Source organism: Pseudomonas sp. R4-39-08 (assembly GCF_003852275.1).
In the GTDB taxonomy this organism is placed as follows: domain Bacteria; phylum Pseudomonadota; class Gammaproteobacteria; order Pseudomonadales; family Pseudomonadaceae; genus Aquipseudomonas.
The window spans coordinates 2,411,920-2,431,001 of sequence record NZ_CP027733.1; the positions used below are offsets into that span (position 1 = coordinate 2,411,920).

14 protein-coding genes are annotated in these 19,082 nt (G+C 61.0%); 3 read left to right on the forward strand and 11 right to left on the reverse strand.

Going from position 1 to position 19,082, the window contains the following annotated elements:
* The first annotated feature begins 77 nt into the window (after nt 1-77).
* The gene (locus tag C4J88_RS11165; RefSeq protein ID WP_124366667.1) at nt 78-344 is read left to right on the forward strand and encodes a DUF1652 domain-containing protein; all 267 of its coding nucleotides are present in this window, start codon (nt 78-80) and stop codon (nt 342-344) included.
* Nucleotides 345-410: 66 nt separating this feature from the next.
* On the opposite strand, the gene C4J88_RS11170 is transcribed toward C4J88_RS11165, so the two are convergent.
* The 8 genes from C4J88_RS11170 to C4J88_RS11205 form a co-directional block, all read right to left on the reverse strand.
* Nucleotides 411-3,020, reverse strand: coding sequence for an autotransporter outer membrane beta-barrel domain-containing protein (locus tag C4J88_RS11170; protein ID WP_124406927.1), 2,610 nt, complete (start codon nt 3,018-3,020; stop codon nt 411-413).
* A 118-nt stretch (nt 3,021-3,138) separates the two neighbouring features.
* Nucleotides 3,139-4,077, reverse strand: coding sequence for a carbohydrate kinase (locus tag C4J88_RS11175; RefSeq protein ID WP_124406928.1), 939 nt, complete (start codon nt 4,075-4,077; stop codon nt 3,139-3,141).
* A 12-nt stretch (nt 4,078-4,089) separates the two neighbouring features.
* Nucleotides 4,090-5,571, reverse strand: coding sequence for a xylulokinase (xylB, locus tag C4J88_RS11180; RefSeq protein WP_124406929.1), 1,482 nt, complete (start codon nt 5,569-5,571; stop codon nt 4,090-4,092).
* Nucleotides 5,572-5,710: 139 nt separating this feature from the next.
* Nucleotides 5,711-7,192, reverse strand: coding sequence for a mannitol dehydrogenase family protein (locus tag C4J88_RS11185; protein WP_124406930.1), 1,482 nt, complete (start codon nt 7,190-7,192; stop codon nt 5,711-5,713).
* Between the two features lie 18 nt (nt 7,193-7,210).
* Nucleotides 7,211-8,314 carry an ABC transporter ATP-binding protein gene (locus C4J88_RS11190; RefSeq protein ID WP_124406931.1) on the reverse strand — a complete coding sequence of 368 codons (1,104 nt, stop codon included), beginning with the start codon at nt 8,312-8,314 and terminating at the stop codon, nt 7,211-7,213.
* 23 nt (nt 8,315-8,337) lie between these two features.
* A complete protein-coding gene (locus C4J88_RS11195) occupies nt 8,338-9,168 on the reverse strand; it encodes a carbohydrate ABC transporter permease (RefSeq protein WP_003233033.1) in 831 nt (276 codons plus the stop codon).
* A gap of 10 nt (nt 9,169-9,178) precedes the next feature.
* A complete protein-coding gene (locus tag C4J88_RS11200; RefSeq protein ID WP_124406932.1) occupies nt 9,179-10,069 on the reverse strand; it encodes a carbohydrate ABC transporter permease in 891 nt (296 codons plus the stop codon).
* A gap of 134 nt (nt 10,070-10,203) precedes the next feature.
* Entirely contained in the window at nt 10,204-11,487 is a 1,284-nt protein-coding gene (locus tag C4J88_RS11205) for a sugar ABC transporter substrate-binding protein (RefSeq protein ID WP_372238014.1), read from the reverse strand.
* Nucleotides 11,488-11,770: 283 nt separating this feature from the next.
* Between C4J88_RS11205 and C4J88_RS11210 the strand changes: the two genes are divergently transcribed.
* Nucleotides 11,771-12,067: a chitin binding peritrophin-A domain-containing protein gene (locus tag C4J88_RS11210; RefSeq protein WP_124406933.1), complete on the forward strand. Its 297-nt coding sequence runs from the start codon at nt 11,771-11,773 to the stop codon at nt 12,065-12,067.
* Between the two features lie 85 nt (nt 12,068-12,152).
* Here C4J88_RS11210 and C4J88_RS11215 read toward each other — a convergent pair whose 3' ends face one another.
* From C4J88_RS11215 to C4J88_RS11225, 3 genes are all read right to left on the reverse strand, one after another.
* On the reverse strand, nt 12,153-15,926 hold the full coding sequence (locus tag C4J88_RS11215) for a hypothetical protein (RefSeq protein ID WP_124406934.1): 3,774 nt from the start codon (nt 15,924-15,926) through the stop codon (nt 12,153-12,155).
* Between the two features lie 110 nt (nt 15,927-16,036).
* A complete protein-coding gene (locus C4J88_RS11220; RefSeq protein WP_124406935.1) occupies nt 16,037-16,942 on the reverse strand; it encodes an AraC family transcriptional regulator in 906 nt (301 codons plus the stop codon).
* A gap of 72 nt (nt 16,943-17,014) precedes the next feature.
* Nucleotides 17,015-18,304: a glycosyltransferase gene (locus C4J88_RS11225; protein WP_124406936.1), complete on the reverse strand. Its 1,290-nt coding sequence runs from the start codon at nt 18,302-18,304 to the stop codon at nt 17,015-17,017.
* Between the two features lie 159 nt (nt 18,305-18,463).
* Here C4J88_RS11225 and tpx point away from each other — a divergent pair, with 159 nt between their 5' ends.
* Nucleotides 18,464-18,964, forward strand: a complete 501-nt coding sequence (gene tpx / locus C4J88_RS11230; RefSeq protein WP_124370392.1) for a thiol peroxidase — start codon at nt 18,464-18,466, stop codon at nt 18,962-18,964.
* Nucleotides 18,965-19,082 lie beyond the last annotated feature (118 nt).

Consider the following 19,082-nt stretch of genomic DNA (forward strand, 5'->3'; position numbering starts at 1 on the left):
CCGGCAAGACGTGGCAGGCAAGTGCCTGCCGGATACTCATAAAACCATTGGCAGTCTCAACAAAGGAGAGGTTAGCCATGCTTTCGGAACTAGAGCTTCGCAGCATTATTGAAGGAAGTTTCCTGCCTAAGCGGTGTGAATGCACCAAAGCCGAAGACGCTTCACTGACGATCCGGGTGTACGACGACCGCGACCGTGATCGAGTGGACTTGGAGGTCAAGGGTATAAACGCCGACAAACTCGACAGCAGCCGCGCCATTTGCAACCTGATCGCTGAACTGCGTGAAGACCTCAAGCACAGCCACACGCCTGTCCTGCAACGAGCAGGAGGGCGCAGATTTTAAGGGTGTGCCTCGTTCAATGCTGACCTGTGGGCCTGGTAGTTGCCAGGCCCTCAAACCATACGGTCTTCACCAACTCATACGCACCCCGGCATTGCCGCTCACGCCCTCCTGGGCGTTGCCATCCAGGTTGGTGGTGTAGTCCGCCGCCAGGTAAACGCTCACCGTTGAAGACAATCGGGCGACAATCCCTACGCCCACATCGGCGGTGGACGCCTTGTGATCACTCTTGATGCGGTCCACATCATCGTAAGTCACCGTGTCCCTGCCGCCGAACGTACGCCAGGCATTGGCGCGCACGTAGGGCTCGATGGGGGTGTTGCCCACCAGTTGGCGGCCCTTGAGGCGTGCACCAACACGGCCGGTCCAGTATTCCTGGGAATCGAACGCTACCTTGGAAATGCCGTCGTGCTGGCTGTCCAGGTCGATGGTCTGGCGGATCACCTGGACCTGGGGCTCCACCACCCACTGCTCGGACAGGGTGATCGGATAACCCGCTTCGGCGGACAGCGCCAGGGCGTGGCCCTTGGTGTTCATCTTCACGCCACGGTCGGATTTGTTTTCACCGTCCAGGCGCGTGAACATCGTGACCACATCGACGTACCAACCTTCGGTGCCGGTCAGGGTCCAGTAGGCGCCGAAATTGTCGCCATCGAGTTTGACTCGTCCCGAGCGCCGATCCTGGAAGCCTTCGGCAAACCCCTTGACGTCGCCGTTCAAGCGACTCTGCCCGACGAACAGGCCAAACCGTTGCAGTTGCCCGCCGCTGGTGTGCGCAGCGTAGAGGTCGTGCCCTACCTGATAGCCCTTGACGCTGCCGTCGAAGCTTGGCGATACGGTGCCCGACCAGCTTTTGTTGAAATCACTGCCATAGGCCCGCGCCCAGCCCGCCGGCACCGCGCCGGTTTCGCTGAGCAGGCTTTGCTCGCCCTGGCGGTCATGGAAGGTGCCCAGGGCCATGCGGGTTATGACTTGCGCGGCGGGGACCACTACCGAGTACACCGGCACTTCCAAACGGTACAGCGCGATAGGTTCGGCACCGGGCACCGCCGTCGGCACGGCCGGGTTGCTGGCGGCCGATTGCGGTGAAGTGGCTGCCGCGACTTGGCTCGGCGGTGGCGCCGGGGGCTCGATCGGCGCGACCGGTTGCGCGGTTGGTGGCTCCACCGGGGGTTCATCGGGGTCGACCACCGGCGGAATCGGCGGAACCGGCGGAACCGGCACCACCACCGGCGGAGTGGGTGGCACTGGCGGCACGGCGGGTGGCTGCACGGCCACTACCGAGGAGCGCAGGTACCAGTTGTTTTCCGTGCCGGCGGTCACGCCACCTTTGAACAGCCGGTATTCATAGGCACCGGCCGACACCGAGCCCTTGAGGGCGAAGGCATCCGTGCTGCTGACCGCGCCGTTGACGGCCTGGACCACCTCGATGCCGTTGTTCTGGGTAAAGCCACCGGCACCGCCGAGGTTGGTCACGGCCAACTGGGTATGGCCGCTGAGCGTGCCGTTGGACACCACCAGCTTGTCGGTGGCGGAGGTGTCGTCACCGAGCACGGTTTGCAGCCACAGTTGACCGTTGTTGCCCACGTAATTGCCATGCACCGTGAGCGCATCGCCGGCACTGGCGCTGCCGGTGGTCATGTCGATCGTACCGGCGTTGTTCAGCGTGGCCAGTTGGCCCGTGATGTAAGGCCGGATGGCGCCTTGCGTCACGGCCAGGGTGCTGCTGCCATCGATGTTGAACGTACCGGTGTTGCTGGTGCTGTCGCCGAGGAAAAAGTCACCGGCCAACTCAAAACGCGAGGCGTTATTGAGGTTGACCGTCTCCCAGCCGACATAGCGCGCAGCGTTGCCGGAGGTGGTGTTATCCAATGTCAGCTGATCATTGCCCAGACCACCGTCAATCGACGGCGTGGCGGCCAACCGGCTTTCAGTAAGGCCGCTGAGCAAGGCGGTATCGTCACCATCGCCCATCAATACTGAAGACTGGATCTCACCGCCGTTGCGCCAGGTGAATGTGTCGTTGCCGAAACTGGCGCGGATTTCACCTTTGATCACGCCGCCGCTCACCCTGATGATGTCATCGCCGCCGCTGGTGCTGATGTTGCCGCCTACGCTGCCTGTTCCCGAGATGTCGATCCTGTCCTTGCCGAACCCGGTGACCAGGTTGCCGAGGATCTCGCCGCCGGTCATCTCGTATACGTTATCGTCCAGCTTCATGTCGACCCGGCCAATGGTGCCGCCGGTTTGTCTCGCCACGTCACCGTCGACGAATTCTCTTTCGATGACGCCGCCGGTTATCAGAAAGGTGTCGAGGCCATCGCCCTGGGCCAGAGAAGGAATTCGCCCGCCGTTCATCACGAAGTCATCGATGCCGGGGCCTTGTTGCACAGCACCCAGGATACTGCCGTCATCAATCCGGATTCGATCTTCGCCCGCGCCGAACGTGACAGGGCCGTTGACGGTTCCCGTCCCACCGGCGGGCAGCGACAGACGATTGTTGCCCTGAAGATCGGTGAGTCCGGCGGTGCTGGTGCCGCTGTCGCAGACGTAGGTATCGTCGCCGGGGCCTGGGGTAAAGACACACGCGGAATGCGCGGCCTGGGGGGTGATGTACTGCAGTGAAAGGATGCCGACAGCAATAACGGCTCGGGTTGGAAAGCCTGAGACCTTGGTCATAACGTGTCCTACGTTGTGTTTTTATTACTGCTGCTCTTTGGTCTAGCACACACCTCGTTCATCGGTGAAATTTCTGACAAAAGGTTGCAGGCCACGCAGTGCATGGCCTGTGGGGCGCTCAGCCGAGCTGGCTGCGGTAAGGCAGGTCCGGCCCGGTGCGGGTGCAGGTCAGCGCCGCGGCGCGAATCGCAAAGCCGAGCATGGCGTCGATCTGTTCGCGGCTGAGCTGTTGCAGCCCCTCGACCGAGTCCAACCGGTGCTCGGTCAACCAGGCGATCAGCGCCGCCTGGAAGGTGTCGCCGGCACCGACCGTATCGGCCATCACGATGTCGATTGCCGGTTGCGACCAGTTGCCGTGGCGGCGGCTGAACACGCTGGCGCCATCGCCGCCACGGGTGAGAAATACCAACTGGCAGCGGTGTTGCAGCCAGCCTTGCAGCACGCTTTCGGGGGACTGCTCGGGGTAGAGCAGGTGCAGGTCTTCATCGCTGACTTTGATCAAATCCGCATGCTTGACCAACTCCGTCACACGGTCGCGCCACAGCTGGATGTCCGGTTGCGGGTTCAGCCGTACGTTAGGGTCGAGGCTGATCAGGCGCTTGCCGCTTTCGCGCTTGACCAGCGCCAGCAGTGTGTCGCCAATCGGCTGTACCACCAGCGAAAACGAGCCCACATGCAGCCCGCGAATCTCATCACCCAGGGGCGGCAGGTGCGTCATCTGCAGTTGCCGGTCTGCGCAGCCTTCGCCACGAAAGCTGTATTGCGGTGAACCATTGGCACCCACGGCCACCATGGCCAGGGTGGTCGGCGCGTCGAAGGGCACCAGGAAATCTTCACTCACGCCTTCGTCCTTGAGCACCTGTAGCAAGCGCCGGCCCAGGTAGTCATGGGAGATCCCGGCGAAGAACCCGGACTCGATTCCCAAGCGGCGCAGGCCCACCGCCACGTTGAACGGCGAACCGCCGGCAATCGCCGTGTAATTGAGCTTGGCAGCCTGCCCGTCGGCATCCTCCTCGCTGAAAAAATCGAACAGCGCTTCACCACACACCAGATACATAGTCACTCGCTCTTAAAGGATTGCCACAAGCTGTTGATAGCGCTCATAGGCTTGTTGATAGGCGCTCACGTTGGCCGGCACCGGCACGGTACGGCTGGCCGGGTCAAGACTCACGCATTTGTCGCACAGGCTGGCCAGGGATTCGCCGGACTGGCACCACGCCGCCTGGATCGCCGCGCCCAGGGCCGCGGCCTCGCTCTGTTCGGTACAGACCACTTCGGTGTTCATGATATCGGCGACCATCTGCCGCCACAGCGGGCTTTTCGAGCCGCCGCCGATCAAGCGGATGCGCAGGCTTTGCAGGCCGGTCTGGCGCAGCAGGTCCAGGCCATAGCGCAAGCCGAAGGTGGTGCCCTCGACCACCGCGCGGCACAGGTTGGCGCGGGTCAGGTTGGTCATGGTCAGGCCGTGCAGGCTGCCGGTGGCCTGGGGCAGGGCGGGCACCCGTTCGCCGTTGAGGAACGGCAGCATGCTTACGCCGTCCGCGCCAATGGGGGCCTGCTCGACCAGGGCGTTGAAGGCTTGCAGGTCGAGTTCGAACAGCTCGCGGATCACCCCGGTGGCGTTGGTCAGGTTCATGGTGCAGATCAACGGCAACCAGCCGCCGCTGGACGCGCAGAAAGTGGCGACCGACGCCTGGGGGCTGACGTTGGGCTGGTCGGCAAAGGCGTAGACGGTACCCGATGAGCCCAGGCTCATGGTGATCACCCCCGGGGCGATGTTGCCGGTGCCGATGGCGCCCATCATGTTATCGCCGCCGCCGCTGGCGACCACCGCGTTGGGGTTGATGCCCAGCCGCTCGGCGATGGCCGGCAGGATCGTGCCCACTGCTTGATCGGCTTCAATCAGCTCGGGCAGCGCCGCCTGCAGACGACCACTGGGGTCGATGTGCGCGAGCAGCGCCACGTCCCATTCACGGCGGCGCACGTTGAAGTAGCCGGTGCCCGAGGCATCGCCATATTCGGCGACGGCGCGGCCGGTGAGCCAGTAATTGAGGTAGTCGTGGGGCAGCAGGATATGGGCGATGCGCGCAAACAGGTCCGGGTGCTGTTCACGGGTCCAGAGCAGTTTGGACACCGTGTAGCCTGGCGCAATAGCCACGCCCAGGCGCTCCAGCGAGCCGCTTTCGCCGCCCAGATGGTGCAGCAGGCGCTCGTTTTCCGCGGCGGTTTCGGTGTCGCACCACAGCTTTGCCGGGCGCAGCACCTGGCCCTGGGCATCGAGCAACACCAGGCCGTGTTGCTGGCCGGAAACACCGATGCCGAGGATGTCCTGGCCGTCCACCCCGGCCTGTTGCAGGGCGCGGTGGGTGGCATCGGTGAAGGCGTCCAGCCATTCCTGGGTGTGTTGCTCACGCCGGCCATTGGCGCCGCTGATCAAGGTGTGCGCGGCGGCGCCCAGGCCCAGCACCTTGCCGCTGGAAGCGTCGAGGACGATGGCTTTGGTGCCCTGGGTGCCGCAGTCGATGCCGAGGAACAGGTTTTGCTGGGTCATGATGATTTGCTCAGCAGTCTTATTGTTGGAGTGGTAACACAGTCAAATGTGGGAGGGGGCTTGCTCCCGATAGCAGTGGTTCAGTTGATAAATCTGTGACTGATATACCGCTATCGGGAGCAAGCCCCCTCCCACAGTTTTAAGCCAGTTTGTTCAGGAGGTTCTGTAGGGTCGCGCTGACGCCGTTGTCACGCAGGCTCACATAACACCGCTCGAACGCTGCCACAAATGCAGGCGAGTTGGGAATAGCCGTGCCGAAAATCTCTTCAACCCCCAGCAGACGCTGGCTGATCAGGGCGTCATCACTGACCAGCGCCTGGCAGAACGCGGCACGCGGATCGGGAATCGTATAGGCCACGCCATTTTCGTCGACACCCTTCAAATACAAGGCCCAGGCGGCCACCACCAGCGCCGCGCGTTCGGTCTCACGCCCATCGGCAATCAGGCGGTTGATGGTCGGCACGGTGAACTTGGGAAACTTCGACGAACCGTCCGAGCACACCCGTTCCAGCTGGTCGGCAATCGCCTGGTTGGAGAAGCGGTCGACCAGGGTCTGCTTGTACGCCGTCAGGTCGATGCCCGGCACCGGCGCCAGGTGTGGCGTGACGTCGAGGTCCATGTAGGCGCGCATGTAGGCGACGAACAGCGGGTCGTTCATGGTGTCGTGAACAAACCGGTAACCCTTGAGAAAACCCAGGTACGTCAGCGCGAGGTGGCTGCCGTTGAGCAGGCCGATCTTCATTTCTTCGTACGGCGTCACGTCATCGGTGAACTGCACGCCGACCTTTTCCCAGTCCGGGCGGCCGTTGACGAACTTGTCTTCCAGCACCCATTGCACAAAGGGTTCGCACACCACTGGCCAGGCATCGTCGATGCCGTGCTCATCATGCAGTTGCAGGCGGTGGGCGGTGCTGGTCATCGGTGTGATGCGGTCGACCATGGCATTCGGGAAGCTCACATTGGCGTCGATCCAGTCGTGCAGTTGCGCATCGTGCAGCGCGGCGAATGCGAGCAGGGCCTTGCGGGTGACGGCGCCGTTGTGGGGCAGGTTATCGCAGGACATCACCGTGAACGCTGCAGTGCCGGCGGCGCGGCGTTGGGTCAGCGCGGCGCAGAGAAAGCCGAACACGGTCTTTGGTGCGCCGGGGTGCGCCAGGTCATGCTGGATCTGCGGCAGGTGGGCCATGAATTCGCCGTTGCTGTCGTCGATGCAATAGCCGCCTTCGGTGATGGTCAGCGAGACGATACGGATGGCCGGCTCGGCCAGTTTATCGATCAGGGCCTGGGCGCCGTCTTCTGCCAGCAACATATCGCTGATCGCGCCGATCACGCGCACTTCGGTGTCGTCGGTGTCGCCCAGTTCGTACAGGGTGAACAGATAATCCTGGCCGGCCAGGTCGTCGCGGGCCCTGCGGTCTTCGGCCCGCAGGCCAATGCCGCAGATGCTCCAGTCCAGGCCCTCGCCGGTGTTCATCAAGGCGTCGGTGTAAAACGCCTGGTGCGCGCGGTGGAAACCACCCACGCCGATATGCGCAATGCCCTGGGAGGTGCTGGCGATGGCATAGGCTGGCACTTTCACGTCGGGCGCCAACTGGGTGAGGTTCTGTTTATTCAGCTTCATGGCGTAATACTCGCGAAATCAGGCGGCGGCGCGCAGGGGGCGGGCTACGGCCACGCCCTCGGTGTCGAACAGATGGCAGTGGGCCGGGTCGAGGTGCAGGTGCAGCGTCTCGCCGTACTGGCTGGCCATGTCGCCGCGAATGCGCATCGTCAAAGGCTCGCCGTTGGCGGTGATGACGTGGCAGAAGGTGTCGCTGCCCAGGCGCTCGCCGACGTCGGCGGTAACGGTCAGGGTGGTCTGGCCCAGCGTGGCGATTTCCAGGTGCTCCGGGCGAATGCCCAGGGTCACTGCGCTGCCCACGCTCAAGGTCGGGCCACTGAGCGGCAGGCTGATCAGGGTGCCGGCGTCGAGTTGCACGTCACAGCCCTGGCCTTCGACACGCGTGACCTTGCCCTTGAGAAAACCCATCTTCGGCGTGCCGAGAAAGCCCGCCACAAACAGGTTGGCCGGCTGGTGGTACAGGTCCAGCGGCGAGCCGACCTGTTCGATGCGCCCGCTGTTGAGCACCACGACTTTATCGGCCAGGGTCATGGCTTCGACCTGGTCATGGGTCACGTAGATCATGGTCGCTTGCAGCTCTTTATGCAGGCGTGCCAGCTCCAGGCGCATCTGCACGCGCAGGGCGGCGTCGAGGTTGGACAGCGGCTCGTCGAACAGGAAGATCTTCGGGTTACGCACAATCGCCCGGCCAATCGCCACGCGCTGGCGCTGGCCGCCGGAGAGCTGCTTGGGCTTGCGCTCCAGCAGCGGGCCCAGCTCCAGAATGCGCGCCGCTTCGTTGACCTTGCTCTCCACCAGTTGCTTGTCGACGCCGGCCAGGTCCAGGGCGAACGACATGTTCTTGCGCACGCTCATGTGCGGGTACAGGGCGTAGGTCTGGAACACCATCGCCAGGTCACGCTTGGCCGGGGTCACTTCGGTGATGTCGCGCCCGTCCAGCTCGATGGTGCCTTCGCTGACTTCCTCAAGGCCGGCGATCAGCCGCAGCAGCGTGGATTTACCACAGCCCGACGGGCCGACGAACACCACGAATTCCTTGTCGTTCACTTCCAGGTCGATGCCCTTGATGATGGAAAAACCTTCGAAGCCTTTTTGCAGATTCTTGATTTTCAGGTTGGCCATGATGGGCCCTCCGCGTGGAATTATTATTTGACTGCGCCAAAGGACAGGCCGCGCACCAGCTGTTTCTGGCTGATCCAGCCAAAGATCAGGATCGGCGCGCAGGCCAGGGTCGACACGGCGGACAATTTGGCCCAGAACAAGCCTTCGGGGCTGGAATAGGAGGCGATCAGCGCGGTCAGCGGCGCGGCGCTCGATGACGTCAGGTTCAACGACCAGAAGGCTTCGTTCCAGCACAGGATCAGCGACAGCAGTACGGTGGAGGCCAGGCCACCCTTGGCGATCGGCAGCAGCACCCGCACCATTTCCTGCCACAGGGTGGCGCCATCCAGGCGTGCGGCTTCGAGGATGTCCTTGGGAATGTCCTTGAAGTAGGTGTAAACCATCCACACCACGATCGGCAGGTTGATCAGGGTGTAGATGATGATCAGCGCAATGCGCGTATCGAGCAGGCCAAAGCTCTTGGCCAACAGGTAGATCGGCATCAGTACGCCCACCGGCGGCAGCATCTTGGTGGACAGCATCCACAGCAGCGTGCCCTTGGTGCGCTTTGTCTCGTAGAAGGCCATGGAGTAGGCGGCCGGCACCGAAATCAGCAGGCACAGGGCGGTAGCGCTGAACGAGATCAGCACCGAGTTCCAGGCGTAGGCGAAGTAGTTGCTGCGCTCGTTGATGTGCAGGTAGTTCTCCAGCGTCGGCGTGAAGATGAACTGCGGCGGCGTGGCGAACGCGTCGATTTCGGTCTTGAAGCTGGTCAGCACCATCCAGAAGATCGGGAAGAAAATCAGGATCGCGATTGCCCAGGCCAGGGTGCCGAGCAACAGGCTTTGCAGGCGGCGGGATTGTTGAAGCGTCATGGCGCGGCCCTCAAGGCTTGTCAGTCAGGTTTTTGCCGATCATCCGCACCAGGATGATCGCCGCGATATTGGCGATGACCACGGCGATCAAGCCGCCGGCCGAGGCCATGCCCACGTCGAACTGCACCAGCGCCTGGTTGTAGATCAGGTAGGCGAGGTTGGTCGAGGCGTAACCGGGGCCACCGTTGGTGGTGGTGAAGATTTCGGCGAACACCGAGAGCAGGAAGATGGTTTCAATCATCACCACCACGGCAATCGGGCGGGCCAAGTGCGGCAGGGTCAGGTGCCAGAAGATCGCGATGGCGCCGGCACCGTCCAGGCGTGCGGCTTCCTTTTGTTCCTGGTCGAGGGACTGCATGGCGGTCATCAGCAGCAGAATGGCGAAGGGCAGCCACTGCCACGACACAATGATGATGATCGACAGCAGCGGGTAGTGCGCCAGCCAGTCCACGGGTTCTGCGTCAAAGAACTTCCACACCGCAGCGAGAATCCCCGATACCGGGTGAAAAATCAGGTTCTTCCAGATCAACGCGCCGACGGTGGGCATGATGAAGAACGGCGAAATCAACAACACCCGCACCAGGCCGCGACCGAAGAACTCACTGGCCTCCAGCAGCGCACTGATCAGCACGCCGAACACCACGCTGATCAGCAGCACGCTGCCCACCAGCAACAGCGTATTGGTGGCGCCGGGCAGGAAGCCCGAGTCGGTGACGAAGTAGGTGAAGTTCTCCAGCCCCACGAACTGGTTTTCGCCGGGGTAGAGCAGGTTGTAGCGGATCAAGGAGAAGTACAGGGTCATGCCCAGGGGCACGATCATCCACAGCAGCAGCAAGGCCACTGAGGGGCTGACAAGGAACCAGCCGGGGTTGGCCAGGCGGTTTTTGGGTGTTGTATTCATGGTATTCGAGACCGGTTAGGGACAGGTGCGCAAAACCCCTGTAGGAGCGAGCTTGCTCGCGAAGGTATTCCAGGCGCATTGCGGCGTCGGATGTACCTTTTTCGCGAGCAAGCTCGCTCCTACAGGATCGGGGGTTACTTGGGGTAACCGGCCCGCTTCATTTCCCGCTCGGTGGTGGTCTGTGCGGCCGTCAGTGCGGCATCGACCGTCTGCTGGCCGGTCAGCGCGCCGGAGAAGAACTTGCCGACCTGGGTACCGATCGCCTGGAACTCAGGAATGGTCACCAATTGAATACCGATATATGGCACCGGTTTTTCGGTGGGTTTGGTCGGGTCCGCGACTTTCAGCGATTCCAGGGTCACCTTGGCGAACGGCGCGGCCTTCATGTACGCGTCGCTGTAGGTGGATTGACGGGTGCCTGGCGGTACGTTGGCGACGCCGTCGGTCTTGGCGACCAATGCGCCATATTCCTTGGAGGTGGCCCAGGTGGTGAACACCTTGGCGGCGTCCTTGGCCTTGGAGCTGGTGGGGATCGCCAGGCTCCAGGAGTACAGCCACGAGGTGCCCTTGTCGGTCTTCTCGTGGGGCGCAAAAGTGAAGCCGACATGCTCGGCGACCTTGCTCTGGCTCTTGTCGGTGACAAACGAGCCGGCCACACTGGCGTCCACCCAGATCGCGCACTTGCCGCTGTTGAACAGCGCCAGGTTTTCGTTGAAGCCGTTGCTGGACGCACCCGGCGGGCCGGATTTCTTCATGTTGTCGACGTAGAAATTCAGCGCGTCCTTCCACTCGGGGCCGTTGAACTGCGGCTGCCACTTCTCGTCGAACCAGCGTGCGCCGTAGCCGTTGGCCAACGTGGTGATCAGCGCCATGTTTTCGCCCCAGCCGGCTTTACCGCGCAGGCACAGGCCGTATTGCTCTTTGCTCTTGTCGGTGAGTTTGGCCGCGTATTCGCCGATCTGGCTCCAGGTCGGATGCTCGGGCATGCTCAGCCCGGCGTCCTTGAACAGGTCGGTGCGGTAATAGGTAATCGAGCTTTCGGCATAGAACGGCAGGGCGTACAGCGAGCCTTTGACCGACAGGCCGTCGCGTACCGAAGGGAACACATCATCGAGGTCGTAGGAAGCCGGCAGGTCCTTCATCGGCTCCAGCCAACCCTTGGCGCCCCAGAGTGCGGCTTCGTACATACCGATGGTCAACACGTCGAACTGGCCGCCCTGGGTGGCAATGTCGGTGGTCAGGCGCTGGCGCAGCACGTTTTCTTCGAGCACCACCCAGTTCAGCTTGATCTCCGGATGCTCGGCCTCGAAGGTTTTCGAAAGCTTCTGCATGCGGATCATGTCGCTGTTGTTGACGGTGGCAATGGTCAGGGTTTGCGCGCCGAGGCTGACGGCGCTGAGGGTCATGCAGGTCATCATGCAGGTTGAGACAAGCAGAGCTTTTGCTGTGAACTTCATCGCGCACTCCATTTCCGCGCCCAGAGGGCTACAGAAGGACGGTTATTGTTGTTGTGTCTTCCCACAGGGAGTCAGGAAGAGTGTGCGTTGATTACAGCCCTCAAATGCGCCGGTGACAAATCCTTGGGAGCACTGAGACTGATACTTTTTTGCACTGCACGGGCACGGCGGTAGCGCAGCGTCATGGCGCGCTCACCTGTTAATTCTGACAGTAGACGCAGAAAAACAACGGGGAGTTAATGGCGTGGCATACACCAACCTGGAGATGTTTATGAATCCTTTCCGTGTAGACCTCAAAAGCAATAAAGCCCTATTAGTCTTGATGATTGCAGGTTTTATCAGCGCTTGTAGCACCGAACCGCCGTTGGCATCACGAGAACCGGCATGTACGAAAGAAGGCTATTTCAAAAGCACCAATGTGGTAGGTGGATACCATCGGTGTGTTTATAACGCCAACATCCAGCGGTATATTCAATACCCGTTTAACTGCCCGGCCGGGCTGGAGTTCGATGAGTCCGTGCGTACCTGTGTAAGGCCCTGACGGGACTGCCTGTCCCCAACATTTTCAAGCCGCAGCAAGCCATTGAAAAGGGATCGGTACCCAGGTACAGATCCCTTTTTCACCTCTACATCACGGTCGGATACGGCGTCTGTGTGATACAGATATCATCGATGTCATACACCCCGCCGGTGGTCGGGTTTCTGACCGAAACGGAGGCCTCGAACGGTTTGCCGGGCAAATAACCGAGCGGCACATTGACGCTGAGCCAGGTATTCAACGTGGGCACGTTTTGCGTCCATTTCAACGTGCCCAGATGAATCTCGACAAAGGTCGGCGCCCCAATCGCGGCAAACTTGCTGATCCTGTAGCGGAAGCTGACGCGGTAGTAGCCCTCGGCGGCGGGCGTCAGCACTTTGTACAGACTGACGCCCCTGCCGGTAGTCGGTGTCGACTGCCAGAAATAGTTGCCATTCGACTCGCGGCGAATGCCTGCGTCCGGCCATTCACTGAGCCAGTAGTTCATGTAATTGTCATTGAACGTCGTGCACTCCTTGATCATCACGCTTTGCAGCGTGTAACGGGTGGGTGGAAATTCAATCGCTTGCAATTCATCCCTTACGCCATTGAGCGCCGCTTTGAATTGCAGGGTCAGCTGGCTGCGATTGCCAAGGTCTCGCAGGTAATTGATCAATACGGTTTCCAGGTGATAACCCTGGCTGATCCAGGCCGAGTCGACCTCGGCCTTGTTCGAACCATTCATCAGGGTCAGGTTATGCGGCGTACCGTCGGCTCTGAAACCGTACAAATGCAGCCATACGGGCAGGTGTGGGGCAATGAATGGGAAGGTCGTCACCCTTGCGGTGGCGTTGCCGGGCAGGGCGTCCACATCGATCACGCCGCTGGCGGATGCCTGATCGATACGAATCACGGTTTTTTTCAGTTCGCTCAGCGGCAGGCTTTCAAGATTGACCGTGAGCGGTACCGAGGGCCGGGTTTGCCCGCCTCGTGTCACCGTATACCTGATCGTGAACTGCGTAGGCTTGTTGCCGATATTCGCGGCGATCACTGAAGCGGGCACGTCGACGATGACGGTGCCATCGGTTTCGCCATACTTCGGCCCGATCACTGCCGAGCCTGCAGCGGTTTTACCCACGACCTCCACGAAGATGACGTCGCTGGTATACATCGGGCTGGTGGACACCTGCACATGCGCCCCGTACTGTGCGTTCAAGGGGGCCAGGGTGACCAGTGTGCCGGAGCCGGTTGCCTCGATCAGCGTCGGCACCGGGAACTGCGCGGGCAAGGCCTGAATGGTATAGCGCCGCTCCTTGAACCAGACCGCATTGGCCAGCTCGGCGCTGCGGTCGAACGTTACCCCGAAGCGCATGTTCAGTGGCGAACCGTCCTTGAGCTTGCGCAATTCAGCGACCGGCGCCGGTGCACGAATACCGTTCAATTCGCCGTCCTGTGTCACCAGGTCTGCCGTGTAAAAGGTGTAGTCGAAGGGATAACCGTCAGCGTAGGTGCCGGACATCTCGAACCACATTCGCTGGAACCGATGGCTGAAGTGCCAGCGGTCTTCAATCGCGCGTTCGGTACCGTTCAATGTGCCGATATTCAGCACGCCATCATAGGAGTGGCCTTCTATGTAGGGTTCAGGCAGCGGCGGTGGCAACAACTCCAGGGCCAGCACAGGCGAAGGGGACTCGTGCTCGCCCCGCATGACGAAGTACTGCACATGGATGACGTGTCCCTGGGCCTGGATGTTGGCGCCCACCACCTCCGGGTCAATATCAAAGTGCAGGACTTTCGAAGAGCTGCCGTATTGGGGCTCGCAGTAAGTGCCGATGCCCGCAATGCCGGTCCAGCAACAGCGAACCTGATGGGAAGGCAGCATCTGCGGGTACTCGACGACGACAGTCGCGCCCTTTACCGCGGCCACCGCCGCCAACTGGTCGGGATAGCGCGTGGCCTGCACGACCTCGGGACGCTTGAGGGTCAGCGCCTGGCCCACGGTAATGGTCCGGCGCTCCGAATAACGGCGCCGGCTGCCGTCCTTGGGTGCCAAGGCGTAGCTCAGGCGGATTTCCTTATTGTCATTGGCAATGACGAACGCTTCGTCCACCAGGACCACTACCGGCTTGCCGGCCGTATCGGAATAGAGTTCGACTTCCTCTCCAGTGGTTCCGCTGGCGTTGGCGCCCAGCCATGTCCAGATGAACTTGTCCCCAGGGAACGTGCGTGTGTAGGGCAACGTCAGCTTGAGCTGACCTCCGATCACGCTGGCAGGGTCCAGGTTGTCGAACACGTCGACATACTGCAATTGCGGCGCCGGCAACTCGGCGACGACCGATCCGAAAATGACTTCCAACACTGCGGACTTGCGCACCGTCTGTACGCCTGGGCCAAGCGTGCGCATTTGATGGTCATTGACGAGGTAGTAGACCTTGACCGGTCCCACGCCAATGAAGGGCGCAAAATCCTCCTGCAGTACGATGCGAAAGCGGTCAGGTGGCGGTGGGGCGCCGGCATTCACGGTTTCTTCGTATTCAATCAGTCCGCCGCCAGGTCGCGGTGCTTCCATGCGAAAGGTCACGCTGTTGCTGGGGGCGTAAGGGCTGTAGACCGGGAAAATGGCCCTGATGAAAGGGTGTTCCGGATCAATCAGGCCGCCCTCGTCCTGCTCGATTCGCATCGGGGGCATCATTTTTTTGGTGCCGAACACGCGAATACTCAGGCGTCGAGAAGCGCGCAGGAAGGCGCCACTGGCCGTTGTCAGGGTATATTCGATGCGCAGTTGGCCATCGATCACGTCTTCAAGGTACTTATTGTCCAGCACGATGGAGGACGAAAGGCCGATGCGTGCAGGAAAACCAGGCAGCGTCACTACGCTGGATGAGCCATCCGGGTAAAACTGGGTCAGGGTTACATGGATCAGCGCGCCGGCTGGGGTAGGTCTGGCGGTATCATTGGGCGTAGCGGGTAGCGTTCGAGGAACGACCATTTCGGCAGTGAACACCTCGTCTCCATGGGTATCAAAATTCAGCTCGTCGACGGACTCACCGCCGACCACGAAGTGCGGCCGATCAAGCATGCCGGGTTCAAGGTCGGCCTCCAGCCTGACCACCTTCGACCACTGCGGGTCTTCCCCGGAATAGTTGAGTACGCGGTCAAACACCCGGAAGAGAATCGAGACTGCGCCGCTGCCCCCTGAAATAATCGTTTGTTCAGGTACATGCACGATGATGGGCTTGGTGCCATCAACGTGTTGCTGATCGATTTTTTGAAAAACAGCGATACCGTTCCACCACACTTCAATAGTGTCGCCTGCCGTGCAGAACGGATAAAAGTCACAGGTCAAGTCCACTCCTGCCTTGGCACGCTCGGCGTCCAGCGGCGTGTATTCCAGGTCTTCAGGCAGGTGTATTACCAGGTTCGAGTGGAACCATGGGTAGATGCTGCGACCACCTGGCCGTGAGGTTTTGGTGTACCAGGTCTGAGGTGGGGATGTGCTGGGCGTGGCGCTGCCCACTCTGATCACTTCACCGAAGCAGGGATAAATCGTGCCTTCGGGCACCAGCGATGCGGGAATGACCAACTGCACACGGTCCTTGTACAAATCTTCCGGGTAAACCTCGCCTGCACCCAAAGCGTAGTTGGTACTGCCGGCAAAAAATTTATAGGTGTCACCGACATTGAAGTTCGCCCATTTTTCAAAATTCACAATCAGCCACGGATCGATCTGTCGAATGCCCAATCCTACGTCAGCATCCAGATTCGGCTGCAGTGCGCCGTTGACATAAGGCGGGTCAAGGTTGACGGCGGAGGGCGATGCGGGCTCGTGGGGCGGGGATTCACACAGGGGAATGGGCAGGTTGGAGGACGTTGGTTCTTTCATCGTGAGCGCTCCTTGTACAGTGGTGAAACCGGGCAAGGAAATCACACACCCCTGGCAGCAGAGCGGATAGCTGTCAAAGTTGACAGAAGCGACGAGTGGTTGCGTCAGGCTCAGGCCTGGTTACGCTCGGTCAACCGTTGTACGGCCAGGCGCCGATAGTGCGATGGGGTCATGCCCTTGAGCTGCTGAAAGCGCCGGTTGAAGTTGGAAATGTTATTGAAGCCCGACTCAAAACACACATCCGTCACCGCCTTGTCGCCATCGGCCAGCAACTCGCAGGACTTGCTGATGCGCAGCCGGTTGACGAACTCGATAAACGTGCGCCCGGTAGCCTGTTTGAACACGCGGGAAAAATAGGTGGGCTTCATGCCCAGGTAGTCTGCCACTTCCTCCAACGGTAGCTCGCGGGCGTAGTGGGCAAAGATATAATCCACCGCGCGGTTGGTGCGGTCGATGCTGTGCTCATCGGCCAGCTGTGGTGTAGTGGCACCCGACAGCAGATGGTAGTCCTCGCAGACGCTCAATACTTCCAGCAAGATAAAGAAGTGCCCCAGCCGCGCCATGCCCTGGGTGTCTTCGATGCGCTGCATCAGATCCATGGCTCGCGCGATGGTGGTTTTGCAGCGGAATTCGATGCCGTACTGGGCGCGTTCGAGCAGCGGCGCCAGGCTTCTGAGTTCGGTGAAGATCTGACTGCCGTTTTCCAGCAACTCGTCGGTAAAGTTCACCAGCATGTCGCGCTTGGGGACTGTCTCATCGGCCTCCACCTGGCTGATCCAGTTATGCGGCAAATTGGGGCCCGTCAGGAACAGGCTTTCGGGATAGAAGTTGCCGATGTAGTCGCCAATGAACACCTTGCCGGAGCTGGCGACGATCAGGTGCAGCTCGTATTCCTTATGGAAGTGCCAGCGCACCAGCGGGCAGGGAAAGCCGTGCTGGCGATAGATGATGGACAGGCCGTTATGGTCGTCCATCAACTCGTAGGAAGGGTCGGTGATGCGCGTTGCTCGGGTCATGTTGCCGTCGCTTTATTGTGGGTGCCGCGTAGGATAATGCCCCGTTGCGCGCGACCCTGCCAGCGTCGCGCGTTAAAGGCTGCGGTTTTTTGCCTCGATCCATTGGGACATGTACTGCGTACTCTTATGCGCATGGTGGCGCAGCATGCTGCCGGTGAAATTATCCCGTCGATGGGCGTCCAGCTGGCTGCGACAGTGTTCCAGGCAGGCCACCAGCGCTGGCCCGTGGACCGTCTGGTCATAGCGCCGGGCAAGCAGTTGGCGGCCGTGTTCCTGGGCCTGGGCCCAGCGCTCGCGGTCCTGATAAAGGCTCACGGCGGCAGCGGCCAGGGCCGTGGCGCTGTGCTCGATGGCCCCCGGCCAGGGCTGTCCGGCGCCCATGGCCTCGGCGCCGATTGGCGTGGTGATAGTCGGCGTGCCGCACAGCATCGCGTCCGCCAGTTTGCCCTTGATCCCCGCACCAAAGCGCAGCGGCGCCAGGCAGATACGCGCCGCCGTCATCACTTGCAGCGCATCTTCGGCCCAGTTCATCACATGAAAGCCCTGCGTCGGGTTGTGCAGGGCAGTGGCCTTGGGCGGGGTGTAGGCGCCATAGATGTGCAACTGGGCGCCCGGTAATTGCTGGCGGATCAGCGGCCAGAGGCTGTGCTTCATCCACAATACCGCGTCCCAGTTGGGCGCGTGGCGGAAGTTGCCGATGCTGAGAAAGTGCGCGCGGTCTTCGAACGGCGCAAAAGCTGCGGTTGGCGGCTCCATCATCAACGGGCACCAGTGGAGCAGGGCGGCGGGCACCTTGAACTGCTCGGTGAGCAGGCGGATTTCCACGTCGGAGATCATCAGGCTGATGTCGCAGCGGTAGATCGCGGCAATTTCGCGTTTGGCCAGGTCAGTGTCGGCCATCCGTTGGAATTCTTGCTCCAGATCCGGGGCGAACAGGGCAGTAAAGTCATCGCGCTCCGGATCGGCCTTGAGCGCCGCCTTGAGACGCACATGCCGGGCGTCGCGCAGGCTTTGCAGGTCGGAGGTTTCCAGCACGCGCAGGGCGTTGGGGCAGCCTTTTTCCACGCGCCAGCCGAACTGTTCTTCCATCATGAAGCGGTCGAACAGCACGATGTCCGGCGCCAGTTCACGGATGAAGTCGTCGAAGCTGCTGTTATTGAGCTCAATGGCGCATTCACGGATGCCCAGCGCCGGCAAGTCGGCCTTGTGCTCGCCGATGGTGGCCGGGCTGCTGAAGGTGATGTCCCAACCTTGTGTGAGAAAACTCTGCAGAATTTGCATCATATGCCCGCCCGCAGCCGAAGAACGCGGCTCCGGCCAGACGTAACCGATGACCAGGACTTTGGTGGCGGGATGATTCATCGGCTTTGATTTCCTTGAAGGGCAGGCGAAAAGCGCGCAATTAAACCACAACCAGATGGCATGACAATTTGTGTCTGGCGGTAGGTAGCCAACGGACTTTGTGGTTAACTTCGGCCTCTCGATTTCGTTTAACCAAAACCCAGCATAAGGATTCCGTTCATGGCTCAAGTTACCCTCAAAGGCAACCCGGTCCAGGTTGAAGGCGAACTGCCGAAAGTCGGCGCCAAAGCTGCAGACTTCACCCTGACCGCCGGCGATCTGTCCAACGCCACCCTGGCCACCTTTGCCGGCAAGCGCAAAGTGCTGAACATCTTCCCAAGCGTTGACACCCCAACCTGCGCGACTTCGGTGCGCAAGTTCAACGCCCAGGCCAACGATGTGGAAAACACCGTGGTGCTTTGCATCTCCACCGACCTGCCATTCGCCCAGGCGCGTTTCTGCGGTTCCGAAGGCCTGGAAAACGTGAAGAACCTGTCGGACTTCCGCGATTCGGATTTCGCCGTTGATTACGGTGTGGCGATTGCCGACGGCCCGCTCAAGGGCCTGACCGCTCGCGCGGTGGTGGTGCTGGACGAAAACGACACTGTGCTGCACAGCGAGTTGGTCAAGGAAATCGCTGAAGAGCCAAACTACGACGCCGCCCTGGCGGTGTTGAAGTAACTGTATCTGCGCGTGACTGTCGTTTGGCAGTAACACGTATGATGCATGATTGCGGCCTGGCCTAGTCCAGGCCGTTTTTATTTGAGCGTCAGCGGTTTAGCGAAATAGCCGGCGGACT

Coding starts and splice junctions, on each gene's coding strand:
- C4J88_RS11225 (WP_124406936.1), bottom strand. CDS start 18,304: ATGAATCATCCCGCCACCAAAGTCCTGGTCATCGGTTACGTCTGGCCG.
- C4J88_RS11200 (WP_124406932.1), bottom strand. CDS start 10,069: ATGAATACAACACCCAAAAACCGCCTGGCCAACCCCGGCTGGTTCCTT.
- C4J88_RS11185 (WP_124406930.1), bottom strand. CDS start 7,192: ATGAAGCTGAATAAACAGAACCTCACCCAGTTGGCGCCCGACGTGAAA.
- C4J88_RS11215 (WP_124406934.1), bottom strand. CDS start 15,926: ATGAAAGAACCAACGTCCTCCAACCTGCCCATTCCCCTGTGTGAATCC.
- C4J88_RS11205 (WP_372238014.1), bottom strand. CDS start 11,487: ATGATGACCTGCATGACCCTCAGCGCCGTCAGCCTCGGCGCGCAAACC.
- C4J88_RS11220 (WP_124406935.1), bottom strand. CDS start 16,942: ATGACCCGAGCAACGCGCATCACCGACCCTTCCTACGAGTTGATGGAC.
- C4J88_RS11165 (WP_124366667.1), top strand. CDS start 78: ATGCTTTCGGAACTAGAGCTTCGCAGCATTATTGAAGGAAGTTTCCTG.
- C4J88_RS11170 (WP_124406927.1), bottom strand. CDS start 3,020: ATGACCAAGGTCTCAGGCTTTCCAACCCGAGCCGTTATTGCTGTCGGC.
- C4J88_RS11195 (WP_003233033.1), bottom strand. CDS start 9,168: ATGACGCTTCAACAATCCCGCCGCCTGCAAAGCCTGTTGCTCGGCACC.
- tpx (WP_124370392.1), top strand. CDS start 18,464: ATGGCTCAAGTTACCCTCAAAGGCAACCCGGTCCAGGTTGAAGGCGAA.
- C4J88_RS11175 (WP_124406928.1), bottom strand. CDS start 4,077: ATGTATCTGGTGTGTGGTGAAGCGCTGTTCGATTTTTTCAGCGAGGAG.
- C4J88_RS11190 (WP_124406931.1), bottom strand. CDS start 8,314: ATGGCCAACCTGAAAATCAAGAATCTGCAAAAAGGCTTCGAAGGTTTT.
- xylB (WP_124406929.1), bottom strand. CDS start 5,571: ATGACCCAGCAAAACCTGTTCCTCGGCATCGACTGCGGCACCCAGGGC.